The organism is Mycobacterium sp. 1245801.1, from assembly GCF_001673055.1.
In the GTDB taxonomy this organism is placed as follows: Bacteria; Actinomycetota; Actinomycetes; order Mycobacteriales; family Mycobacteriaceae; genus Mycobacterium; species Mycobacterium europaeum_A.
The window spans coordinates 1-19,230 of the sequence record NZ_LZKY01000283.1; the positions used below are offsets into that span (position 1 = coordinate 1).

Consider the following 19,230-nt stretch of genomic DNA (forward strand, 5'->3'; position numbering starts at 1 on the left):
GCCGCTTCGCCGCCCAGGACTTTCTGCGCGAAATCAACACGCTGGCAAGCATTTTCACGACCGTGCGGATCGAGGGTCCCGACTACCGGCACCGCGGCCTGCCGCCGGCGCCGCAGCCGCTGTCCGACGGCGAGGTGGCCGCGCGCGCCGCGCAGGTCGACGGCGCGACGCTCGACGACTTCGATGCGCTGTGCGCGCACCTGGCCACCATGCACCCGTCGCGCTACCTGGCGCTGATCGAGGGTGTGAGCGCGGTGTTCGTGACCGGCGTGCACGGCATCGACGACCAGAACGTCGCGCTGCGGCTGGTGTCGCTCACCGATCGGCTCTATGACGCGGGCATTCCCGTGGTGGCCTCGGGGACCAAGCTGGACACCATCTTCAGCGAGGAGATGCTGGCGGGGGGATACCGAAAGAAATATCTGCGGGCCACTTCCCGGCTCTTGGCGCTGACCGCGGCGGCTAACCCAGCTCGCGGGTCATGACGTAGTCGTTCTCGACGCCGGCGCCCAGCCGAAACGTGCGGGTGCCGTGGATGGTGAATCCGCTCTTGCGGTAAAAGCGTTGTGCGCGTTCGTTTGCCCGGTTCACGCCCAGCCACACCCGGCGCACGCCCCAGTCGGCCGCGACCGCCAGCGTGCGTGCCATCAGCGCCGCCGCGGCCCCGCTGGAGTGGCGCTCGGGCAGGACATACATCTTGGACAGCTCGGCGGAGTCGTCGGAGTCGCCGCGAATCAGCATGGCGTAGCCGACGATTCGGCCGTCCTGGCGCACTGTGATGACGGCGCGGTCCGGATCGCTCAGGTACTCGGCGAAGCGGGCGGCCGACAGGTTGGCGCCGACGAACGCGGCGATGTTCTCGGTGGTCACCGAGGGTGGGCACGCCAACGGAAAGGTCAGGGCCGCAACGGCGGCCAGCTCTGCGGCGTCGCCGGAACTCGCCGGCGCGGTCTGGAACGTTGCGGTCAGAGGTTCCACTGCGCGAGGTGATAACCCGTCTTCTTGTCCAGCAGCACGACGGTGGTGACGGGGTCGCGGTAGGCGTCCCAGTACACGCCGCCGCGCACGATCGCCCCGTTGGGCGCGTTGACGAGCACGTTGTCCAGCGCGTCGGGGGCATCGGAGGCCCGTGGCTTGTAGGCGTCGGCGTTCGGGGTCACCCCGTTGAAGCTCAGTACGGTCGCCATGACATAAGGGTTGGGCACCCGGATCGCGCGGATGGTCACGTCGGCGCGCTCGACGGTGCTGCCCGGGAAGCCTTTGTAGGTGCCTTCGCGCGTGTAGCCGAATCCCGGCGGCGGGTCGCAGGGCGCCACGCCGCTCACGGTGACGTCGGCGATGAACGTGTCGCCGTCCACCCGCAGCGTGTCACCGATGTGGCCGATCGGCGCGTCACCGGCCCACGCGCGGGGCAACGGAACCGCGCCGACGCCGACGGCGGTGAGGCCGGCGACCGCGAGCAGCAAGGCGGCGGCGACCATCAGCCAGCGGTGCATCTTCGCCATGTCGTGCCTCCTTGGCGCCGTTGCAGGGGACCCACGCATGATCGCACACGCTGGGACGCCGAAGGGAGGGGTCGGCCGCACCGCTCAACCGTCCTTGCCGCCGGACAGGGATTGCAGCGCCTTGACCAGATCCGCCTCGACCCGGTCCTTGTCGACACCGCAGCGGTGCAGCGGCCCCTGGGCCGAACCGCCGGCTTCCAGCTCCAGCAGCGCCAGCAGCTGATGCTCGGTGCCGACGTAGTTGTGGCCGAGCCGCAGCGCCTCGCGCACGCTCAGCTCGAGCGCCTTGCGCGCCGGCCCGCTGAACGGAATGAGTTGCGGCGGTTGGGCTTCCACGCGCAGCGCGGCGATCGCCTCCGTCGCGGCGGCGCGCAGCGCCTCGGTGTCGACATTCTGCAGGCGCAGCAACACGGTCGCCAGTGCGGCCGCGTCGCCGAGCACGCCGAGCAACAGGTGATCCGGGGTGATCTCGCCGTTGCCGGCGTCGTGCGCGGCGTTCTGGGCCGCCACCACCGCGCCCCGCGCCCTCGGGGTGAAGCGCGCGAACCCCTGGTCGAGGTCGAGGGTGGCGGGCTCGGCGCGGGGGACGAAGCGCTTCTGGGCGGCCTGCTTGGTGACGCCCATGCTCTTGCCGATGTCGGTCCAGGACGCCCCAGAGCGGCGGGCCTGGTCGACGAAGTGACCGATCAAATGGTCGGCGATCTCGCCCATGTGTTCGGCGGCCAGGACGGCGTCGGCCAGCTGATCCAGCACGTCGGAACGCGTCGACTTGATGGCGTCGATCAGCTCGTCGAGGCGGATCGGGTAGGAGATGCGGACGGGATCGGGCATACCGTCAACGGTAGGTTGACGGCCGAGAAGTGTCAACCAGCGGTTGACGACACGGCCGGGGGTTGCCACCCCAGAGGGCGTCTCCGGTAGGAAAGCGGCAAGGTTTTGCCTCAGGAGATGCGGAGCGTTCGCTTCTCTGCCAATCTGTGGTATATGAAACTTCTTCTTGTTGCGGCGAGCTTTGCCGCAGTAATCGGCATGGCAGTGCCCGCGCACGCCGACGACACCGACGATGCATTCGTCGCGTCTCTCGACTCCGCGGGAATCACCTATTCCGACAGCGATACGGTGGTCGGCGCGGGCCATTGGGTGTGTAAGACGCTCGTGAACGGTACCGGGATGTCCGACGTCGTCTCGACGCTGGAATCCAAGAACTCCGACCTGAGCGATGACAAGGCCAACAAGTTCGCTGCCATAGCAGTCAATGCCTATTGCCCATATGTGATTTCGAACAAGAGCTCGCCCGCGCCCAGCGTGACGGCCACCAGCTCCTCGTCTTAGCGGCCCGCCCGACGGCAGGCATGCGCGGCGCAGGTAATCCGAATTTTACAATTGCGCGCGCGCCGCATTGTAAACGAAACCTGTTGTCAACATTTCGGCGTTAATATGCCGCACGCGGTCGGGGGCGAAAGCGATTGCGTCGACCAATTGCACGGCACATTTTCGTTGGTTTGCTGAGCGGGTGAATTGGGGGCCATTCTCGGTGCGCAACGGCTGGCATCCAGGCGAGGTGGGACCGTGACAGTTCACCTCCCGTTCGCCCGACGAGATGCCAATCGTCCGCGGGTTTGCGACAATCACAGCGTTATGCGACTTCTCCTGGGGCTGACCAGCCTCGCCGCCATGCTCGTCCTGGCCGCACCGGCGCACGCGGACATCGACAACGATCAGGACTTCCTCAAGGACCTCCGCGACGCCGGCCTCACCTACCAGGACGCCGGCAACGCGATCACCATCGGCAAGTCGGTGTGCGAACTGCTCGACGACGGCCAGTCCGACGCGAAGATCGTGACCGACCTGCGCAATCAGAATCCCGCTTTCCAGGGCGCCGCCGCGGCCAAGTTCACCTATCTGGCGGCCGCGCACTACTGCCCGAAATACATCACCGGCGAGGACCGCGGTCCGAAGCCGGAGGGCGCAGCCGGCAACTGAGCCCTTCCCGGCCGCAATAGGCTGGTGTTCGTGCGCGTCGATCCCGCACCGCTGACGTGGGACGCGGCCGTCCAGACTTGGCATTTCGACCCGGTCGCGGTGATCGTCGTGGCGGTGTTCGCCGCCGGCTACGGGTGGTGCTACCGGCGCGCCCGAGCCGCCCAGGGTGCGGTCGGCCCGACGAACGCCGCGTGCTTCGGGTTGGGCCTGCTCGCGTGGGCGCTGGCCACGATCAGCGCGATCGGGGCCTACGCCTACGTCCTGTTCTGGGTGCGTGCGCTGCAGGTGTTGCTGCTGCTGTACGTCGTGCCGTTCTTCATGGCGCAGGCCAAGCCGGTCACCGCCTTTCGCGCCGCCGTCGGTCCGTCCGGCCGCGACCGCATCGACCGGTTGTTGGCCACCCGGTTCGCCCGCGTGCTCGTCCATCCCGCGACGACATCGGTCGCGATGCTCGCCACGCCGTGGTTGCTATATCTGACGCCCTGGTACACCGCGGCCCTGCGGACCGAGTGGGTCGGCGCGCCGACGCGAATTCTGTTGGTGGTGCTGGGATTCGGTTACTTCTACGCCCGGCTGCAAGAGGACCCGGTACCCCGCAGGTACCCGCAGTCGATCTCGCTGCTGATCACCGTCGCCGAGGCGCTCGGCGATGGCGTCCTGGGATTGGTCATCTGGCAGGGCTCGTTGATCGGCGCGACGTATTACGCCGGGCTGCAACGGAATTGGGGACCCGACCCGCGGCTCGACCAGACGATCGGGGCCGGCGTGTTGTGGATCCTCGGCGATCTGGTCGGGTGGCCGTTCGTGCTGCTGCTGATGCGCGCGCTGTCGTGCGACGAGCAGGCGCATGCGGTGGCGGTCGACGCCGAGTTGGACGAGGCCGAGGCGGCCCCCAAGACGCAGGACGCCGAGGGTCAAACCCCGGCGCCGGCGGGGCTCTGGTGGGAGAACGACCCGCAGCTGCGGGAGCGATTCCGCCGCTGAGGCCGGGTCACCTCAGGCGGCGCGGGCCGTCCACGTGAAGCTCTGCATCTCCGGGATCCGTGGCGTCAGCGCCGCGGCGACGCTGCGGCCGATCTGGTCGGCGGCCGCCAGCGGGGTGTCGGCGTTCAAGAACCCCTCCACCTCGACGCGCAGCGTCCGCCCGGTCCATCTGGCCCGGGCGTGCGCGTGCGTCACACCGGGGACCGACGCAGCTACGGCCTCGGCGGTGGTGATGATGTCGGGGTCGACGCCGTCGAGCAGGCGATGGGCGATGTCGGCGGTCACCTCCCAGCCGACGTGGCAGATGAACCCGGTGACCACGATCCCCGCGACGGCGTCGGCCCAGCCCCACCCCAGTGCCACGCCGATCAGCCCGAGCACCGCGCCGCCCGACGACAGCGCGTCCAGCCACGAATGCTTGGCGTCGGCCACCATGGTCGCCGACCGAATTCGCCTGCCCACCACCAGTTTGTAGCGGGCCACCAGCTGATTGCCGATTACGCCCACGACGGCCGCGCCGATGCCCCAGCTCACGTAGCCGGTGCCGCCGTGGCGGAGCAACTTGGTGACGCTCTCGAAACCGGCGACCACGGCGCTGCCCCAAATCACCACGGCCACACCGATACCGGCGAGATCTTCGGCGCGTTCGTAGCCGTAGGGATACCGCTCGGTGGGCAGCTTGCGCGACGCGCGGAAGCCGATGAACACCAGGGCGCTGGTGGACACGTCCGACAGGTTGTGCAGCGCATCGCCCAGCAACGCCACCGAACCGGACACCAGCGCGATCACCAATTCGACCAGGCCGGTCAGCGCCAGCCCGACGGCGCTGACGGCGACGGCGCGGTTGGCCTGCCGGCGCTCGCCGGCGTCGTCCGCCGCGGTGTCGAGGGGAAAGCTGGCCGCCGGGTCGCGTACTCCGCTGCTCACGTGCATACCGTCAGCATGCCCGACTCGGTCGCGGCTCCCAAGTCCCGCGTGGAACCTCTACTTGCCCTGTTCCGGGGTGGACGGGCCATCGCGCCAGGGCCGGGGGGCCTTGGGCAGGATCATGAACGCCACGGGCAGGCGTACCAACGCGTCACGGGCGGCGACCTCGAGGAACACGATCTCCATCTCCAGGCGGTTCAGCGGACGCGTTTCCATCATGAAACGCGTCCGCAAGTAGCGCGGCGTCCTCAGCCACTCGACCAAACTCATGCCCGCGACTCTACCCCTCTAGCGGAAATACTTGATTTGCACAATATTTCACGACAGCAAATGCCGTCGGGGCCGAAACTAGCGGTGTCAGCTCATGCCGATGCGAATGTTCTTCACCTGCAAAAACTCATACAGGCCTTCGACGCCGCCGGTGCGGCCGAACCCGCTCTGCTTGTAGCCGCCGTAGGGGCCCTGCGGCTCGATGTCGCTGTGCCGGTTCACCCACACCGAACCCGCCTGCAGCTGACGCGCAACCCGATGTGCACGTTCCAGGTTGGACGTCGCCACGAAGGCATTGAGGCCGTAGCGTGAATCGTTGGCGATCCTGACCGCCTCGGCCTCATCGGCGAAGGGGATGACGGACGCCACCGGCCCGAAGGTTTCGGTCTGCGCCAGCGCCGACCGATTGTCGACGTTGGCGAAGATCGTCGGCTCGATGAAATAACCGGACGCCAACTCGCCACCGAGCCTGCGTCCGCCCGTGACCAGCTCACCGGCCTTATCGCTGACCGCCCGGTCGATGACGCCGAGGATGCGGTCGGCGGCGGCTTCGGTGATGACGGGACCGAGCATGACGTCGGGTTGCAGCGGATCACCGATCTTGGCGGCCCGCACCGTCGCCACGAGTTTGTCCACGAAGCTCGCATACACCGACGCCTCGACGAGAATGCGCGAGGCGCAGGCGCAACTTTGGCCGGCCTGGGCGATGGGCCCCTGATGGGCGGCGATGACGGGGGCCGTATCCAGGTCGGCGTCGGCGAACACGAGATAGGCTGATTTGCCGCCCAATTCGGCTGTCACCGGGGTGAGATGGTGCGACGCGGCCTGCAGCACCTTCTGCGCGGTGGCCTGGCCACCGGTGAAGTGGATCTTGCCGATCCGGGGATGGCGCACCAGCGCGTCTCCGCCCGCAGGGCCGGCCGGCAACACGTTGACCAATCCCGGCGGCAGGCCCGCTTCGAGGCAGAGTTCACCAAAGCGCAAGGGCGCCAACGACGCCAGCTCGGAGGGCTTGAGGACGACCGCGTTTCCCGCCGCCAGTGCGGGCGCCACGGCCGCGCCGGCCACCACCAGCGGCCCGTTCCAGGGGGCGATGACGCCGACGACGCCGTACGGTTCGCGTTCGACGAGGTTGACGTCGAAGGCACCGGCCACGGGAGTGCTTGCGCCGTGGGTCTTATCGGCGTAACCGGCGTAGTACCGCAGGAACCGCTCGGTCAGTACGGAGTTGCCGGCGACCGACACCGGGACGCCGTAATCGTGCACGTTGAGCTCGGTCAGCTCCGCGAAGTGGTCGCGCACCACGTCGGCCAGCGCGAACAGCAGGTCGCGGCGGCGGTCGACGGGATAGGAGACCCATTCGCGATGCGCGTCCCAGGCGCTGTCGACGGCCCTGTCGATCTCGTCGTGACCGGCCAGCGGGATGGTCGCGTTGAGCGCGCCGGTGCCGGGGTAGGCGTGCTCATAGCTGCCGCCCGAGGCGGTGGTAATGCGTTCTGTGCCAATGAGTAACGCGCCCGAGCGGGGCGGTGAGGTCGCGGTGGCCGTCATGGCGGGATGCCTTCCGGTGTGCTGTCAGCCGACGGTGGTGTGATCGGCCTGGTTTTCGGCCGTCACCCGCTGCTTCTGTTCGGCGATCACCTGGTTGAGGTAGTCGGCCTTGGCGCAGCCGTAGTAGGCGGCGAACTGCAGCGCCAGTTCGTCCATCTCCTCGAAGGACACGTCGCCACTCTTGAGCGCCGCGTACACGTGGGACATGATCGGGATTTCGGCGTCCTGGAACGCGACACAGGCCACGGTGATCAGGCGGCGTTCCTTCATGCCCAGGCCGGGCCGCAACCACATCTCGCCGAAGACGAAATTCAGAATGCCCGCTCCCGAGTAGGGGTTGTCCCGCATCGGCGCGAAGGGCAGGCAGTTGATCTCCTTGAACGACTCTTCGCCGCCCCGCAGTCGCTGCTCGGGGTCGCTGGCGGTGACCAGCGGCAGCAGCGGTTCGGGGGGAGGGGCCGCCTCGCCGCGCTCCTCGGCGATCTTGGCCCATTGCACGTCCACGGCGATGTTGAATCGGGACGCCTTCGGCCAGCCCGCGTAGACCGCGAAATGCAGGACGGTCTCCCGCATTTCGGTGATGGTGAGGTCGCCGCTGTTGAGTGCGGCGTAGACGTGCTGCTCCAGCGGTGCCTGCGCGTCGGCGGCCGCGACGCAGGCCAGCGTGACGAACCGTCGATCGCGGCGGGACAGGGCCGGTCGCGACCAGACCTCGCCGAAGACGAAGTCGATCAATCCGCCCGCATACGGGCTGTCGGCGTCGGGCGGGTCGATCGTCATCACCTCGACGAAGGTACGCATCCCGCGTTCGCGTCGCGCACCGTCGCTCGCCGGAGCCCTATCGGATGGTGACACCGGCGTCGACCTTCAGTTCCAGCCCTGTGACGTAACGGGATTCGTCGGAGATCAGATACAACACCGCGTTGCTCACATCGGACGCTTCGATCAGCGGCGCGGGCAGCGCGTTGAGGAAGATGGGCACCAGGTCGGGCCGTTGCTCGGCGATCAGGGTGTGCATACTCGGCGGCGCCATCCCGGTGGCCACCCCGGTGGGGTGCACGGTGTTGACCCGAATGTTCTGTGCGGCAAGCTCGTTGGCCAACGCCAGGGTCATGCCGACGATGCCGTGCTTGGAGGCGGTGTAGGGCACGTGCAGCGGCGTGCCCTTGATGCCGGCCGACGAGCTGATGTTGACCAGGCTCCCGCCGCCTCGGGCGACCAGGTGGGGGAGTGCGGCCGCGCAGGTGTTCCAGGCGCCGATGAGATTGATATCGACGACCAGTCGCCACTGCTCGGCGGTGGTGGTGTCCCAGGTGCCGACGGTGAGCACGCCGGCGTTGGCGACCGCGCCGTCGAGTCCGCCGAGTTCGCCGGCGGCGTCGTCGACCGCCGATTTCATGGCGGTCTCGTCGCGGACGTCGACGACTTTGGTGATCGCACGCCGGCCGTGTTTCTCCACCAGTTGCGCGGTCTCGTGCAGGTCGTCTTCGGTGGCCAGTGGGTATTCCAAACCCGCTGGGGTGGAACAGATGTCCACCAGGACGCAGTCGGCGCCTTCCTCGGCCAGCCGCACCGCGTGCGAGCGTCCCATGCCGCGCGCGGCGCCGGTGATCAAGACCCGTTTGCCCGCGACCCGGCCGGCGGCGTTGTTCGTCGTCATCCGCGTATCAAACCTTGTTGCAGAAGCCCGCGTCGACGGGGAAGGTCACGCCCGTGACGTACTTCGCCTCGTCGGAGACCAGGTAGGCGATGGCGGCGCTGACGTCTTCGGGTTCCAGCATGCCGACGGGCATCGGGTTTTGCAGATGGGGACCCGCGCCGGGATTCTTCTCCAGGAACTCGGTCATGTCGTCGTTGGTGGCCATCATCGTGTTCACCGCGGTCGGGTGCACGGTGTTGACCCGAATGCTCAGCGGTGCAAGGGCATTGGCCAGGGTGCGCATCAGCCCGACGATCCCGTGTTTGGACGCCGCGTAGCCCAGTCCGCCGCCCTGCAGGCCGCCGAAGCCCTTGATGCCGGCGGTCGAGCTGGTGAAGATGATGACCCCGCCGCGGTTGCCGGCCAACAGGTGCGGGACGGCCGCCCACGCCGTGTGATAGGCCCCGTCGAGGTTGACGCCGGTGACCGCCCGCCACTGCGCCAGCTCCTCCTCGATGCTCAACTGGCGAAACGCCAGCGGCGCGATCCCGGCATTGGCCAGCACGATGTCGAGGCGGCCGAAGTGCTCGACTCCGGCATCCATTGCGGCCTTGACTTGCTCGAAGTCGCGGACGTCGGCGACCGTGCCCAGCATCTTGCCGCCGGCTTCTTCGACCAGCGCGACGGTCTCGTCCAGCTCCTCGTGGGAGGCCATCGGGTAACCGTTGGCCGGAATGTCGGCGCAGATGTCGATTCCGATGATGTTGGCGCCCTCGCGCGCGAGCCGCACGGCGTGACTGCGACCCTGGCCGCGCGCCACCCCGGTGATGAAGGCGACCTTCCCATCTATTGACCCCACGGCGCGCGTCCTCTCTGTTCGTCGACCCAGATCAGGGCAGAGTAACGCCGTTACTCACCTGCGCACAGTAACATGGTTACTCATGACGGCAACAGGGGCGGCAGTGGATGCCGAGAACGGCGCGTCCGGGCCGCGGCCCGACCCGATCCTGGACATCGTGGTCGAGATGCTCGACAGCGAGGGCTACGAGGCCGTCCAGCTGCGCGAGGTGGCCCGGCGGGCGCGGGTTTCCCTGGCGACCATCTACAAGCGGTATCGCACGCGCGACGAGCTGATCGTCGCGGCCCTGGACGGGTGGATGGACGCCAATCGCTATGCGCGCCTGCCGTCGCTGATCGACGATCTGCCCGGTGAGTCGATCTATGTGGACCTGATGCACGTGATGCGGACCATCTTCGAGCCGTGGGAACGGCATCCGGTAATGCTGCGCTCCTACTTCCAGGCCCGATCGGGGCCCGGCGGAAAGCGCCTCATCCAGCGTGGCGTCGACGCCGTCGTTCCCGTCGCCAAAGCCGTTCTGGCGCAAGCGGAGCCGGGATTCGCCAAAGACCTCGAGCTCATCCTCACCGGCGTCGTCTACGGGCTGCTCACCCGATTCGCTCAGGGGGAGATCGACGTCACCGAAATCGTGCCGGGTATCGAGCGCACCCTGTTCTGGTTGACCACGGCGTACGAGAACGGTCTGCCCGCGCGAGGCTGAGCCGACTGCGGTGACGGCCTGAAAATCCGATTATTCAGCCTTTCATAAGGCGCTTTTTCCCGATTGTGCCTATTCTTCGTCTTCATGCCGCTATGGGTCGACGGCATCGTGAACGCCCCGAAGAAAGGAAGCGCATGATGTCCTCAGCTCGCCGGCTGGCCGCGTTGGCCATCCCCGTCATGTTGGGCGCGGCTCTGATTACCAGCGCCGCGGTTGCCACCGCCGACCCCCTCGACGACGCGTACCTGTCGCAACTGCGTGCCGCCGGCTTCAGTTGGCCGCCCGATCACGACGCCGCCCTTACCGGGATGGGGCGCCTGATCTGTGATGACATCGGTTGGGGTTGGACCTATGAGCAGATCTCCCAGAGCATCCACCAGATCCTGGACCCCAGGAATGTCACCTTCGGAGACGTCGGATCCATGGTGAGCCTTGCGCATTCGACGTACTGCCCCCTGCAGCGGTGCTGGACCGACCACTGCTGAACGGCGAAATCCCTTGCACCGCAGCAGGTGTGATCACATGAGCGGGGGTCCCGGCAGCAGCCAGGTGACCGACGGGTCGATGTCCTCCTTGTACTGCGGACAATAGGTGGCTATCGACAGGCCGACGAAGTAGGCGGACTGCTTGACCGAGAGGTCCGTTTGCCTGGCCAGCTGGATCGCCAGCACCGAGGCGTTCGGGTTGGTGGCGATGCTGGTGCACACCGTGCGGGCCTTTCCGATCGCATCGTCGTTGTCGGGCATGGTGATTCCGCCCTTGGAGAGGCCCGCGATGAACGCGTCGTCGGTGTCATCCGCTGAGGCGGGCGCCGCGAACGCCAAGGCAGCGGACAGGAAAACCGCGCAGAGCGCCGGCCACTTCCCGGTCTTCGTCACAGTCATGGCCTCCCCTCAGTGCGCGGACCCGTCGGCGTGCAGTCAAGGACGACTTCCATGAACGATAGTCGACATCGCGGTGTACTTCTCGCGGCGAGGCAGATTTCAGGACGAGCAGTGGGTGGCCTTGATGTGCCCGTTGGGGGAACCCAGCTTGGCCAGCGCGTCGGCGGTGGATGCGGTGGCGTCGGGCCCCGAACCGCCCTGGAACCGGCCGGAGAGGCGGTCGAACGCCACCGATGCGCAGCCATTGCGGGTGCCGGCCACCACTTCACAGACGTCACCGGCCTCGGCGGTGCAGTGCGCGAGCGCGACTTGGTTCGCCTGGTCCTGACTGGCCCCGGTGCCCCAGCCGGCGGCTCGTCCGCTCCCCACCGACACGGCGAGGGCGACGAAGCCGTCGTCGGCCCGGGCCATCGGCACGGGCAGCGCGGCGATCGCGCAACCGACCGCAGCCACGACGGCAATGACCGGTCGCATCGGCGCGCTCCTGAGCATGTTACGAATTGCCTTCGGGGTCTTCAGCCAGGTAAGTGACTTCGTACCACCGCTTGGACGGTCCGGCGCTGTCCGTCTCGGTCGCCGTGGCCCGCTCGAGGCGAACATCGGTCAGATGCGGATTGTCCACGCGGATAAAGTCTTCGAGCTCGGCATGCAACGCGTCGCCGTCCAGGGTGATATCCGCGAGCGCTCTGCCGGTATACCTCGTCCAACTCACGCCTCACATTGTGCTCCGGCCGTGGCGCCGGACCGCAATTCGACACCGGGGTATATTGCAACCCGCCGCTGTGCCGCGCGAAATTGCGGGGTCAGGCGGTCCGCAAATGCGCTTTCAGGCCGGAAGACTCGGTCGTGAAGGAGGGCGATGAATCGCCAAAGTGTCTGCAGCACCAGCACTTCACCGATTGGTCGGGTGTGACGCTTAAACGCGTCGACGAATTGAAGCCCGGCGACCGGATCCGCATGAAGGTCGGGCACGCCACCGTCGTCGCGACCGAACCCCTCGACGACGACCGCACCCTGCTGACCTTTACCTATGGGACGAAGGGCCCCGCCGACAACGCGCTGACCGTTGATGTTCTGGACGACGACGAGTGGGGCTGGTAGGGCGCCGGAATTCGGGTTATCGCCGGCATCTTGTCGGCGACGGCTCGGCATACGACTATTGACTGAGTACGGACCTGCAGGAGGAACGATGACGCCGCACCGTGTGAAATCCGTCGTCGGTTTATCGGCGGTGCCGTTCGCAATTTCCGTGTGGTTTATCCCGACGGCCTTCGCCGACAATCCGTCCTGGAATGGCCAGTACGCGATCACGTTCATGGTCGGCCCGAAGGCTGGGACCAGCATGGCCGTCGGCGACCCGGAGGTGCAGCACACCGAGACCTACGGTATCCGTTCGAGCTGCACGAACGGCAAGTGCGTCGCCACCATCGTCAGCGGCCCGCCGCCCACAAACCCGACGGTGCCGCAGCCGGTTCAGTTCACCTGGGATGGAAAGTCGTGGTCGCAGGCCAACGACTTTCAGTGGGACTGCATGATGCCCGACACCACGATCCAGTGGAATCCGGCCCGGGCCGAGGTGCACTACACGCCCCAACCCGACGGAACGCTGGCCGGCGTCATGCACACCGACATCTTGAGTGGCGCATGCCAAGGGACCATCGACATGAACATGACCGCCGAGCGCGTGGGTAGCTAGCCGCCCTCGGTTCACGGTGGCGGTGGCGCCGACCGGTTTCGAAACTCGGGATCGCGGTGTGAAATCGGCGGGATTCGTCGACACCTACCGCGCGAAATGGATACGTTGAATGGCCAAGGGCATCGGGCAGCGCTTCCAGTTCCGCGCGAAATAACGGAGTCGAATCATGTCGCGTGCCACAAGAATCAACAGCTGATGGATGCACGGCGAGACGCAGGGATTCCCGAGCCGCGGGAGCGGGCAGCGAGGGCGGGACAGCGGATTGAACAGCTGCGGCAACGGCGCGCCGAATTGGCCGCCGGCGAGGGTTCTTCCGGGGATTCGGTCGACCGGGCGCGCCGGTATGCGCAGGACGCCATGGAGCGCGCCGAGAAAGCGCATCTGGCTGCCTCTCGCGGACACGACGAAGCCGCACGCGCGCATGAGCGGACCGCAAACAATCTGCAGCGCGCGGCCATGGAGGGAATCGGCGATCCTGAGCAACTACAGGACAAGGCCGATGAGCATTGGCAGGCCGCGGCGAACAATCACCGGGAAAGCGCGGTCGCGTTGGCGGAGGCGGAGGACCCCACCAAGTCTTCGTCCGGCGGCTAGTCAGGCGATCGGAACCTGTTATGGGACAAGGGTCCCGAAGACGTGGCGGTGACGGCTCCGCTCAGGTGTGCACTTTCCAGCCCGCCAACGGGGTCGGGGCCGCCGGAGCATTGGGATCGTTGAACTCGATGTAAACGTCGCCCTGCTTGACGTTGCCGTCGTAGGCGACGAATCCGTGGGCGGTCTGGCCGTTGGTGACGCTGCCCGCGCGCAGCGGCGGCGTCTTATTGATCTTCTGGTAGTCGACGAGCGATGAGCCGCTCTCGACATCGCGGTTCGGGTCCTGCCGCCAGGGGGAAGAGGAGGCGGTCAGGGAGGACTGGCTGTAGTTGAACGGCGCGCTGGACTTGCCTTCGATGGTCACCTCGATGACGGTGCAGCCCCCGCCGCCGGAGCAGCCGGACGAGATCCACGTCGCGTTGTTGAGCGTGACGTCGGCGGTTGCGGTGCTGTACTCCGTGACGTGGATGCTGGTGCCGGATTTTCCTGTCGGGAAAGGCGACTGTTGGGTTGTCGGGTCGGCGGTGCCCTGGGGCGCAGTGAAATAGGCCGTCAGCGCCAGCGTCGCCGCGAGTGCGCTCATGTGAGCGGGTCTGGTCACTGCCAGAAGATAACGCACCCGGAGATTTGACCGCGAGCTCGTACTGGCGCCCGTCCCGCATTCCGAAAAGAAGACGCGTGGAAAACGTTGCCGCATAACCGTTTCGAGAAGGGCCAGTCGCTTTAGTGCGGCAGGTTGGCCAGATAACACCGCACCCGGGTGGCGGCGTCGTCGGGCTTGACCCCCATGTTGATCAATCGCCGAACTACTTCTTCGGAGGGAATGCCAGAGCCGATGTCGTTATCGATGACGTGCAGGCTGGGGAACCAAGTCTCGGCGCTTACTCCCGGTGGTGGGGGCTTCGCATCGCCGCCCACGCACTGGACGTAACCGGGGACGCCGGAGTCAGCGTGAGCCGGCGGCGCCCCCATCGACACAGCAATGGCGATGCCGACCGCCGCAGCGGCGTAGATCAGACGCATGCTGGCATTATTGCGGGTTCGCGGCGTTTAACAACCATGAATTCGGGGGTCTGCCCGATTTCTCTCTCGCGAGTCGCAGTGGGCCTTACACTGCATGAGAATGAGCGCCTATCAGACCGTTGTGGTCGGCACGGATGGTTCGGACTCGTCGCTGCGCGCGGTGGCGCGCGCGGCCGCGATCGCCGCGGATCACGGCGCGAAATTGATCGTTGTGACGGCACATCTTCCCGTTCCCGAGGAACGCGGCCGCTACGCCATCCCGCCGGGTAGCGACCACGGTCAGGACTACCGGACGGTGGGCGAGGCGCCCTACTACAGGATCCTGCGGGACGCCAGGGAGCGCGCGCACCAGGCCGGCGCCAAGGACGTGGAGGAGAAGTCGGTCGTCGGTGCCCCCATCAACGTGCTGGTCGACCTGGCTAAGGAGGTCGACGCCGACCTGCTCGTCGTCGGGAATGTCGGACTGAGCAGCGTCGCCGGGCGGCTGCTGGGTTCGGTCCCGTCCGCCGTTTCCCGCAGGGCCAAGACCGACGTCTTGATCGTGCACACCAGCGACTGAGGGTCGCCAAGAATCGGTCGGTGCCGCCCCCTGGTCGGCGCCGGCCAGGCGGACACAGTCATCCGTGCGCGGCGTCCGCCGCGGCAATCAACGCCCTGCCCAGCTGCCGGGCTGCGGCCGGCGCGATGATCGGGGTGTCGGGACAGTCGATGACGACCTGGCACTCGGCGTGCCCGTCAACGTATTGCCGCCCGATGACGGAGACCACGATCTCGGCCGGTTGCCCGTGGCCGGCGTGGTCGATGCTCCACTCCGGGCCGTCGAACACCCTGAAGGCCGGTCCGAGGTTGTCCCATTCGTCGACCATGGTCGCCCCGCTGGGCGGTGCAAGGTTGTCTTTCATGGCTCGATCGTGTCCGCGATCTTGGGCGCGGGCACGAGTAGTGCACTACTTCACTTGTGCTAAGGCGATGCCGTCAGGCGGTCGCTAGATATCGCGGAGCTGATCACGAAGTCAGGGGCAGTCGCTGCCGCTCGTTTGAGCCGACCTCGCCGCTATGCGCCGCGATTCATCATGCGCTCGGGCGACAGCACCTGACCTACGCAGCCCTTGAGGCAGAGGGCCCGCTGCGCGATTGCCGGGAGGGGAATCCCGCCATGGGCGTAGTCCCGCTTCATGTAGACCGCGACGGGACCGCCGCACAGCTCGCAGTAGTCCTCGTCCACCCAGTACTCCAACACGACGTACTCCTAGCTCGGGTAGGTAACACCTAGCAGGCTAGGGCAGGTTGCCGACCTCGCCGCGTATTTCCCGGGCGGGTCACATGCTCACAACTGCGGCTTCAACCGGCGCTTCCCAAAGCCCTTTCGAGAAGCCGCCGACAAAGCCTAGGACAGCCCCGGGTATTGCACCGGCGCCGCCGATTTCCGGCGTGATCACCCCGCCACTTGTAGCACCGTCGATAGCGCCCTTGATGGCGCTTTCATATTCGCTGTCGATACGTGCCCCGCCTCACCGACGACAGGCACCCCGGTTCTCCCTAACGCGACGCGAGAAGTGCGCGGCCCTCGTCTTGGCAGCCGGCGATGAAGTCTGGCGGAGAATCTACCCTGGGCATGAGCCCGCTTTTCGTAACGTTCCCGAGCTCTTTCTGGCAATACGCTTGCCAGTCTGTGTCGGGCGGAAACTGCACGTGGTGCTGATTTACCTGAATATCGATGGCTTGTTTGCCCTGGTTGTAAGAGGGGGACCCAGGGTCGGCGCCCGCAGCAGGAGCGAACACGAAGGCGGCGGCGTTAATGACCGCTGCAAGCGCAAAACCGCGATTCCAGGCCACAGCGACATCTTACGCGGATATTTGGAGGGCAAGATATACGCGTCACCCGTGGAAGCTCTTTTGCCACAATCGGGGCGGACCGCCTAGAAAGTCCACGAGCCTTCGGGTTGAAGTACGAAACCGCGGTTTAGGGTTGGGTCGATACACGCGGTGAGCCGGTCGGCACCCACCAGGCACGTAGTGTTTGCCGCCGAAATCTTTTGGCCAACGTTCAAAATCGGCGCCGTGATCGCTGGGCACCCCCCGTCGTGGAAGCCATAAGGCCCCAAGTCCGACGGCATGCTGCTTGCCACTCCGACATGTTGGCAGCCATCGCGTCCACGTGGAGCTCCCTCCGGCAAGCCAGGTATCGGCCCGTCGCACCCGACGCTGATGTGATCGCCCGGTCCGTTGACTAGCGATGCCCACCCGCATTGCAGCCCATCAGGTGTTGCGAAAAATACTCCGCCACCACCGCGGCCGAAATGCATTGTGTACGGGGCGGGGTCGACAGGTTGAAAAGCGTTGATATCGGGGAATTTCGGCGGTGTGGCCGTTGCGACGCCGGGCGTGGCGCGGGAACAGCCCATTGCCGCCACCGCAAAGATCCCGGTCATGACCGCTATCGTTATCCTGCTGAACACGCGATAGTCGCCTTCCTAGTGTTGGACGCCGAAGGTGGTCGTCCAAGTGTGGGGGTCGTAGGGTCCTCCGGGCCAAGTGCTTAGTCGTAACTGAATGGTCTCCAATCCAGTTGCGGGGTCAAGGGTCGTGCCCGTGATAGTCGGCCCATACACGGATGGAAGTCGTCCTTGGTCCATGAGAGTCACGGGGGTGGCGCCCATCAACCCTTGGGGGGTGGCAGCGGATATGCCTTGGACGGGGCCATCCTTGGTCGCTCCGACAAGCATGAAACCGCCACCTTTAAGCGAGATCACTTGGCTTTCACGATCACCGGGGAGGCTTACGTTGCCGACGCGCAGCAAGGAATTGACCCAGCTGTTGGGTTTGGCTGGATCGATTGGTCCTGAAACCCACATGCCGCGAGTCAGGTCGCCTTCTCGGTTGCTGGTGTTGCCGATGATCACCATCTGGTTGGTGGCGGGATCGTAGGCGCCGCTGGCCTGGTAAATCCCAGGCAGGTCACCGACTTTTACCGGATGATTGGGATCGGTGAAATCCCATACGGACCCGTTGGTGGCGTACTGGTTGAACCCGGGGATATCGGTGCCATCTGGGTGGCTGAAAAACGCATATCGGTGGCCGTCAGGCCCCAGCGCGGTCCCTGTCGGCAGCGGCCTGGTGCCCGGCGGCCCTTGGGCTAGCTCGGAAGCTGGGCTGCGTGGGAAACCATCTCGCGGGTCGCCGCCGAAGGTGGGGCCTTGGCCGTCTGGGAACTGGTCTTGTAAGTCGTACACGCTCTGCTCGTGCTGGGGAGTGCCGGCCGGCCCGGTGATCCTGGGGTCGGAAGGCGGGGGACCTTGTCCGTCCCCGAACCCGGCGGGCTTGAATTCGGAAGCGAGAGCAGCGTCTTGGGGGGTCAGGTTGCCGTTTGACTGCGCTTGCCGTAGCGATCGCGTGTAGGTGTCGCGGATAGATGTCATCTGTTTGAGTGCATCTCGTGTGTCATCGGCGGCGTCAGCTTTAGCGTCGTCGATCAACGTTTCGAGCGCGTGGCGGCTTTTCGCATCGAGGGCGGGGTCTTCCAGGTCCTTCTTCGCCGCCACAATGAGTTTGTCGAGCAATTGCAACTGCTTTTCCAGTGTGGCGATCTCTGCGGCACCCTCTTTCTGCGCGGCAGCCAGCATGCTGGCGATGTTTTCCAGATCACTGCCGATCTTGGGCAGCTGTTCTGTCTGCAAGCCAAGGGATTTCGTCAACCGCTGCACTTCAGCGGAGCCGTTGATCGGGTGATCACCGTTCTGGTGATTCCAGGCCATGTCGAAGCGCTTGCGGGCCTGTTCGAATTCTTCTTGGGCTGCGGTGGAGCATCGGCCGGCAGCATGGAAAGCCTCTGCCAGTTGAGAGATCTGAAAAGGGCTACCGGCCTGCAAGCTCTGGTTGATCGCCCACGGATCACCACCGGCCTGAGCGATCAGACCGGCAACGCTAATCCATTTCAGCTGCATTGCACCGCCCGTAAAACCGCACCCTGTTCTTCTGGAGCAGCTATGACGCTACCCCGCTGGTAACCTCTCCACGCCGGTTCAAGCCGACGCTGCGGTGCAATTTGCCGCCGTTCGCTCGTCGAGCGCCTGATCGATCAATGTGGTACTGGAATGCCGTCGCAGAGTTATCGAGCCGCTAGGCGCGCTCGCGTCACCAGGCGGATTCGCCATCGATGGTCGCGAGGTCTCGCATGGGTAGAAAATTACGGGCGGACGCCGTTGGCCGCTATTCACTATGTACTAGCCTCGACGCAGCGCAGACACGGCTTCATCTCACTAGCGAATCCCAGCGACGTCAGGCCGGTCCGACGACGATCTGCCTCAAACCGATGCTGACGGCCGCATAAAGTCGGTGGTCTTACGCCAGCGATCAGTCACCTTCGAGATAAAGAATCTGCGCCGTTCGCCGGGGTGAAGTGAGCGAAGCGCTGCCTCGGCTTAGCATTCGGACATGCGCGATATCGAAGCGATTGACGCCGATCTGCAGTTGGTGTCGCGCGCTTGGTGCGCGGCTTTGGTGGCAAATGATCACGCACCGAGTACCACCCTGATCGACCAGCTTCGCGAGGAGCGACAGCAGTGAGGCGCTGCGTCCGGAACTGACATGACCGGATACCACTAGAGGTAGCGTC

The 19,230-nt window shown here is 66.0% G+C and carries 29 protein-coding genes; 11 read left to right on the forward strand and 18 right to left on the reverse strand.

Annotated elements, in window-relative coordinates; all coding sequences use genetic code 11:
• A partial coding sequence (zapE, locus tag A5622_RS18145; protein ID WP_156753004.1) for a cell division protein ZapE occupies positions 1–485 on the forward strand: 485 nt, incomplete at its 5' end.
• On the opposite strand, the gene A5622_RS18150 is transcribed toward zapE, so the two are convergent.
• The 3 genes from A5622_RS18150 to A5622_RS18160 form a co-directional block, all read right to left on the reverse strand.
• Positions 463–978 (reverse strand): N-acetyltransferase, encoded by a 516-nt coding sequence (locus A5622_RS18150; RefSeq protein WP_066880414.1) that lies wholly within the window; start codon positions 976–978, stop codon positions 463–465. The genes zapE and A5622_RS18150 overlap by 23 nt on opposite strands.
• Complete coding sequence (locus tag A5622_RS18155) at positions 966–1,496, reverse strand: hypothetical protein (protein WP_231997812.1); 531 nt, start codon at positions 1,494–1,496, stop codon at positions 966–968. Before A5622_RS18155 ends, A5622_RS18150 begins: the two co-directional genes overlap by 13 nt.
• Positions 1,497–1,589: 93 nt before the next feature.
• The gene (locus tag A5622_RS18160) at positions 1,590–2,336 is read right to left on the reverse strand and encodes a Clp protease N-terminal domain-containing protein (protein ID WP_066880418.1); all 747 of its coding nucleotides are present in this window, start codon (positions 2,334–2,336) and stop codon (positions 1,590–1,592) included.
• Between the two features lie 153 nt (positions 2,337–2,489).
• Between A5622_RS18160 and A5622_RS18165 the strand changes: the two genes are divergently transcribed.
• The 3 genes from A5622_RS18165 (at position 2,490) to A5622_RS18175 (ending at position 4,472) form a co-directional block, all read left to right on the forward strand.
• The gene (locus A5622_RS18165; protein ID WP_066870425.1) at positions 2,490–2,837 is read left to right on the forward strand and encodes a DUF732 domain-containing protein; all 348 of its coding nucleotides are present in this window, start codon (positions 2,490–2,492) and stop codon (positions 2,835–2,837) included.
• Between the two features lie 306 nt (positions 2,838–3,143).
• Entirely contained in the window at positions 3,144–3,488 is a 345-nt protein-coding gene (locus tag A5622_RS18170) for a DUF732 domain-containing protein (protein ID WP_066880420.1), read from the forward strand.
• A 30-nt stretch (positions 3,489–3,518) separates the two neighbouring features.
• Entirely contained in the window at positions 3,519–4,472 is a 954-nt protein-coding gene (locus A5622_RS18175) for a cytochrome c oxidase assembly protein (protein WP_066880437.1), read from the forward strand.
• Between the two features lie 12 nt (positions 4,473–4,484).
• On the opposite strand, the gene A5622_RS18180 is transcribed toward A5622_RS18175, so the two are convergent.
• The 6 genes from A5622_RS18180 to A5622_RS18205 form a co-directional block, all read right to left on the reverse strand.
• The gene (locus A5622_RS18180) at positions 4,485–5,405 is read right to left on the reverse strand and encodes a cation diffusion facilitator family transporter (RefSeq protein ID WP_066870419.1); all 921 of its coding nucleotides are present in this window, start codon (positions 5,403–5,405) and stop codon (positions 4,485–4,487) included.
• A 51-nt stretch (positions 5,406–5,456) separates the two neighbouring features.
• A complete protein-coding gene (locus A5622_RS18185; RefSeq protein ID WP_066870416.1) occupies positions 5,457–5,669 on the reverse strand; it encodes a hypothetical protein in 213 nt (70 codons plus the stop codon).
• Positions 5,670–5,756: 87 nt separating this feature from the next.
• Complete coding sequence (locus tag A5622_RS18190; protein WP_066880422.1) at positions 5,757–7,220, reverse strand: aldehyde dehydrogenase; 1,464 nt, start codon at positions 7,218–7,220, stop codon at positions 5,757–5,759.
• 24 nt (positions 7,221–7,244) lie between these two features.
• On the reverse strand, positions 7,245–8,021 hold the full coding sequence (locus A5622_RS18195; protein WP_066880424.1) for a carboxymuconolactone decarboxylase family protein: 777 nt from the start codon (positions 8,019–8,021) through the stop codon (positions 7,245–7,247).
• A gap of 37 nt (positions 8,022–8,058) precedes the next feature.
• Positions 8,059–8,880 (reverse strand): mycofactocin-coupled SDR family oxidoreductase, encoded by an 822-nt coding sequence (locus A5622_RS18200; RefSeq protein WP_066880426.1) that lies wholly within the window; start codon positions 8,878–8,880, stop codon positions 8,059–8,061.
• 7 nt (positions 8,881–8,887) lie between these two features.
• Positions 8,888–9,718 carry a mycofactocin-coupled SDR family oxidoreductase gene (locus A5622_RS18205; RefSeq protein WP_066880428.1) on the reverse strand — a complete coding sequence of 277 codons (831 nt, stop codon included), beginning with the start codon at positions 9,716–9,718 and terminating at the stop codon, positions 8,888–8,890.
• Positions 9,719–9,800: 82 nt separating this feature from the next.
• Here A5622_RS18205 and A5622_RS18210 point away from each other — a divergent pair, with 82 nt between their 5' ends.
• Together A5622_RS18210 and A5622_RS18215 are read left to right on the forward strand one after the other, a co-directional pair.
• On the forward strand, positions 9,801–10,418 hold the full coding sequence (locus A5622_RS18210) for a TetR family transcriptional regulator (RefSeq protein ID WP_066880430.1): 618 nt from the start codon (positions 9,801–9,803) through the stop codon (positions 10,416–10,418).
• Between the two features lie 134 nt (positions 10,419–10,552).
• Entirely contained in the window at positions 10,553–10,903 is a 351-nt protein-coding gene (locus A5622_RS18215) for a DUF732 domain-containing protein (RefSeq protein WP_082976035.1), read from the forward strand.
• 33 nt (positions 10,904–10,936) lie between these two features.
• Here the strand turns inward: A5622_RS18215 and A5622_RS18220 are convergent, their stop codons facing one another.
• From A5622_RS18220 to A5622_RS18230, 3 genes are all read right to left on the reverse strand, one after another.
• Positions 10,937–11,302 (reverse strand): DUF732 domain-containing protein, encoded by a 366-nt coding sequence (locus tag A5622_RS18220; RefSeq protein ID WP_066880432.1) that lies wholly within the window; start codon positions 11,300–11,302, stop codon positions 10,937–10,939.
• Between the two features lie 99 nt (positions 11,303–11,401).
• A complete protein-coding gene (locus A5622_RS18225; RefSeq protein ID WP_066880439.1) occupies positions 11,402–11,776 on the reverse strand; it encodes a DUF4189 domain-containing protein in 375 nt (124 codons plus the stop codon).
• A gap of 19 nt (positions 11,777–11,795) precedes the next feature.
• Positions 11,796–12,014 (reverse strand): hypothetical protein, encoded by a 219-nt coding sequence (locus A5622_RS18230; protein ID WP_066870399.1) that lies wholly within the window; start codon positions 12,012–12,014, stop codon positions 11,796–11,798.
• A gap of 134 nt (positions 12,015–12,148) precedes the next feature.
• Here A5622_RS18230 and A5622_RS18235 point away from each other — a divergent pair, with 134 nt between their 5' ends.
• From A5622_RS18235 to A5622_RS30250, 3 genes are all read left to right on the forward strand, one after another.
• Positions 12,149–12,403, forward strand: coding sequence for a hypothetical protein (locus A5622_RS18235; protein WP_067138514.1), 255 nt, complete (start codon positions 12,149–12,151; stop codon positions 12,401–12,403).
• 88 nt (positions 12,404–12,491) lie between these two features.
• A complete protein-coding gene (locus tag A5622_RS18240) occupies positions 12,492–12,998 on the forward strand; it encodes a hypothetical protein (protein ID WP_066870393.1) in 507 nt (168 codons plus the stop codon).
• Between the two features lie 291 nt (positions 12,999–13,289).
• Positions 13,290–13,592: a hypothetical protein gene (locus A5622_RS30250; protein ID WP_082972069.1), complete on the forward strand. Its 303-nt coding sequence runs from the start codon at positions 13,290–13,292 to the stop codon at positions 13,590–13,592.
• Between the two features lie 61 nt (positions 13,593–13,653).
• On the opposite strand, the gene A5622_RS18250 is transcribed toward A5622_RS30250, so the two are convergent.
• Complete coding sequence (locus A5622_RS18250; protein ID WP_066880433.1) at positions 13,654–14,175, reverse strand: hypothetical protein; 522 nt, start codon at positions 14,173–14,175, stop codon at positions 13,654–13,656.
• A 140-nt stretch (positions 14,176–14,315) separates the two neighbouring features.
• On the reverse strand, positions 14,316–14,615 hold the full coding sequence (locus tag A5622_RS18255; protein WP_066870382.1) for a hypothetical protein: 300 nt from the start codon (positions 14,613–14,615) through the stop codon (positions 14,316–14,318).
• 100 nt (positions 14,616–14,715) lie between these two features.
• Between A5622_RS18255 and A5622_RS18260 the strand changes: the two genes are divergently transcribed.
• On the forward strand, positions 14,716–15,174 hold the full coding sequence (locus A5622_RS18260) for a universal stress protein (RefSeq protein ID WP_066870379.1): 459 nt from the start codon (positions 14,716–14,718) through the stop codon (positions 15,172–15,174).
• A 58-nt stretch (positions 15,175–15,232) separates the two neighbouring features.
• On the opposite strand, the gene A5622_RS18265 is transcribed toward A5622_RS18260, so the two are convergent.
• From A5622_RS18265 to A5622_RS18275, 4 genes are all read right to left on the reverse strand, one after another.
• Complete coding sequence (locus tag A5622_RS18265; protein WP_066880434.1) at positions 15,233–15,517, reverse strand: hypothetical protein; 285 nt, start codon at positions 15,515–15,517, stop codon at positions 15,233–15,235.
• A gap of 152 nt (positions 15,518–15,669) precedes the next feature.
• On the reverse strand, positions 15,670–15,840 hold the full coding sequence (locus A5622_RS18270; protein ID WP_232002998.1) for a hypothetical protein: 171 nt from the start codon (positions 15,838–15,840) through the stop codon (positions 15,670–15,672).
• 314 nt (positions 15,841–16,154) lie between these two features.
• On the reverse strand, positions 16,155–16,451 hold the full coding sequence (locus tag A5622_RS28445) for a hypothetical protein (protein ID WP_082984613.1): 297 nt from the start codon (positions 16,449–16,451) through the stop codon (positions 16,155–16,157).
• 638 nt (positions 16,452–17,089) lie between these two features.
• Positions 17,090–18,559, reverse strand: a complete 1,470-nt coding sequence (locus tag A5622_RS18275; RefSeq protein WP_066880436.1) for a hypothetical protein — start codon at positions 18,557–18,559, stop codon at positions 17,090–17,092.
• A gap of 490 nt (positions 18,560–19,049) precedes the next feature.
• Here A5622_RS18275 and A5622_RS30510 point away from each other — a divergent pair, with 490 nt between their 5' ends.
• The gene (locus A5622_RS30510; protein WP_255361663.1) at positions 19,050–19,181 is read left to right on the forward strand and encodes a hypothetical protein; all 132 of its coding nucleotides are present in this window, start codon (positions 19,050–19,052) and stop codon (positions 19,179–19,181) included.
• Positions 19,182–19,230 lie beyond the last annotated feature (49 nt).

Excerpts from the sequence above, each read along its gene's own strand:
- A5622_RS18155 (WP_231997812.1), bottom strand. The coding sequence starts at position 1,496 with ATGCACCGCTGGCTGATGGTCGCCGCCGCCTTGCTGCTCGCGGTCGCC.
- A5622_RS18160 (WP_066880418.1), bottom strand. The coding sequence starts at position 2,336 with ATGCCCGATCCCGTCCGCATCTCCTACCCGATCCGCCTCGACGAGCTG.
- A5622_RS18165 (WP_066870425.1), top strand. The coding sequence starts at position 2,490 with ATGAAACTTCTTCTTGTTGCGGCGAGCTTTGCCGCAGTAATCGGCATG.
- A5622_RS18170 (WP_066880420.1), top strand. The coding sequence starts at position 3,144 with ATGCGACTTCTCCTGGGGCTGACCAGCCTCGCCGCCATGCTCGTCCTG.
- A5622_RS18180 (WP_066870419.1), bottom strand. The coding sequence starts at position 5,405 with ATGCACGTGAGCAGCGGAGTACGCGACCCGGCGGCCAGCTTTCCCCTC.
- A5622_RS18185 (WP_066870416.1), bottom strand. The coding sequence starts at position 5,669 with ATGAGTTTGGTCGAGTGGCTGAGGACGCCGCGCTACTTGCGGACGCGT.
- A5622_RS18190 (WP_066880422.1), bottom strand. The coding sequence starts at position 7,220 with ATGACGGCCACCGCGACCTCACCGCCCCGCTCGGGCGCGTTACTCATT.
- A5622_RS18195 (WP_066880424.1), bottom strand. The coding sequence starts at position 8,021 with ATGCGTACCTTCGTCGAGGTGATGACGATCGACCCGCCCGACGCCGAC.
- A5622_RS18200 (WP_066880426.1), bottom strand. The coding sequence starts at position 8,880 with ATGACGACGAACAACGCCGCCGGCCGGGTCGCGGGCAAACGGGTCTTG.
- A5622_RS18210 (WP_066880430.1), top strand. The coding sequence starts at position 9,801 with ATGACGGCAACAGGGGCGGCAGTGGATGCCGAGAACGGCGCGTCCGGG.
- A5622_RS18215 (WP_082976035.1), top strand. The coding sequence starts at position 10,553 with ATGATGTCCTCAGCTCGCCGGCTGGCCGCGTTGGCCATCCCCGTCATG.
- A5622_RS18220 (WP_066880432.1), bottom strand. The coding sequence starts at position 11,302 with ATGACTGTGACGAAGACCGGGAAGTGGCCGGCGCTCTGCGCGGTTTTC.
- A5622_RS18225 (WP_066880439.1), bottom strand. The coding sequence starts at position 11,776 with ATGCGACCGGTCATTGCCGTCGTGGCTGCGGTCGGTTGCGCGATCGCC.
- A5622_RS18240 (WP_066870393.1), top strand. The coding sequence starts at position 12,492 with ATGACGCCGCACCGTGTGAAATCCGTCGTCGGTTTATCGGCGGTGCCG.
- A5622_RS18250 (WP_066880433.1), bottom strand. The coding sequence starts at position 14,175 with ATGAGCGCACTCGCGGCGACGCTGGCGCTGACGGCCTATTTCACTGCG.
- A5622_RS18255 (WP_066870382.1), bottom strand. The coding sequence starts at position 14,615 with ATGCGTCTGATCTACGCCGCTGCGGCGGTCGGCATCGCCATTGCTGTG.
- A5622_RS18260 (WP_066870379.1), top strand. The coding sequence starts at position 14,716 with ATGAGCGCCTATCAGACCGTTGTGGTCGGCACGGATGGTTCGGACTCG.
- A5622_RS18265 (WP_066880434.1), bottom strand. The coding sequence starts at position 15,517 with ATGAAAGACAACCTTGCACCGCCCAGCGGGGCGACCATGGTCGACGAA.
- A5622_RS18275 (WP_066880436.1), bottom strand. The coding sequence starts at position 18,559 with ATGCAGCTGAAATGGATTAGCGTTGCCGGTCTGATCGCTCAGGCCGGT.
- A5622_RS30510 (WP_255361663.1), top strand. The coding sequence starts at position 19,050 with ATGCGCGATATCGAAGCGATTGACGCCGATCTGCAGTTGGTGTCGCGC.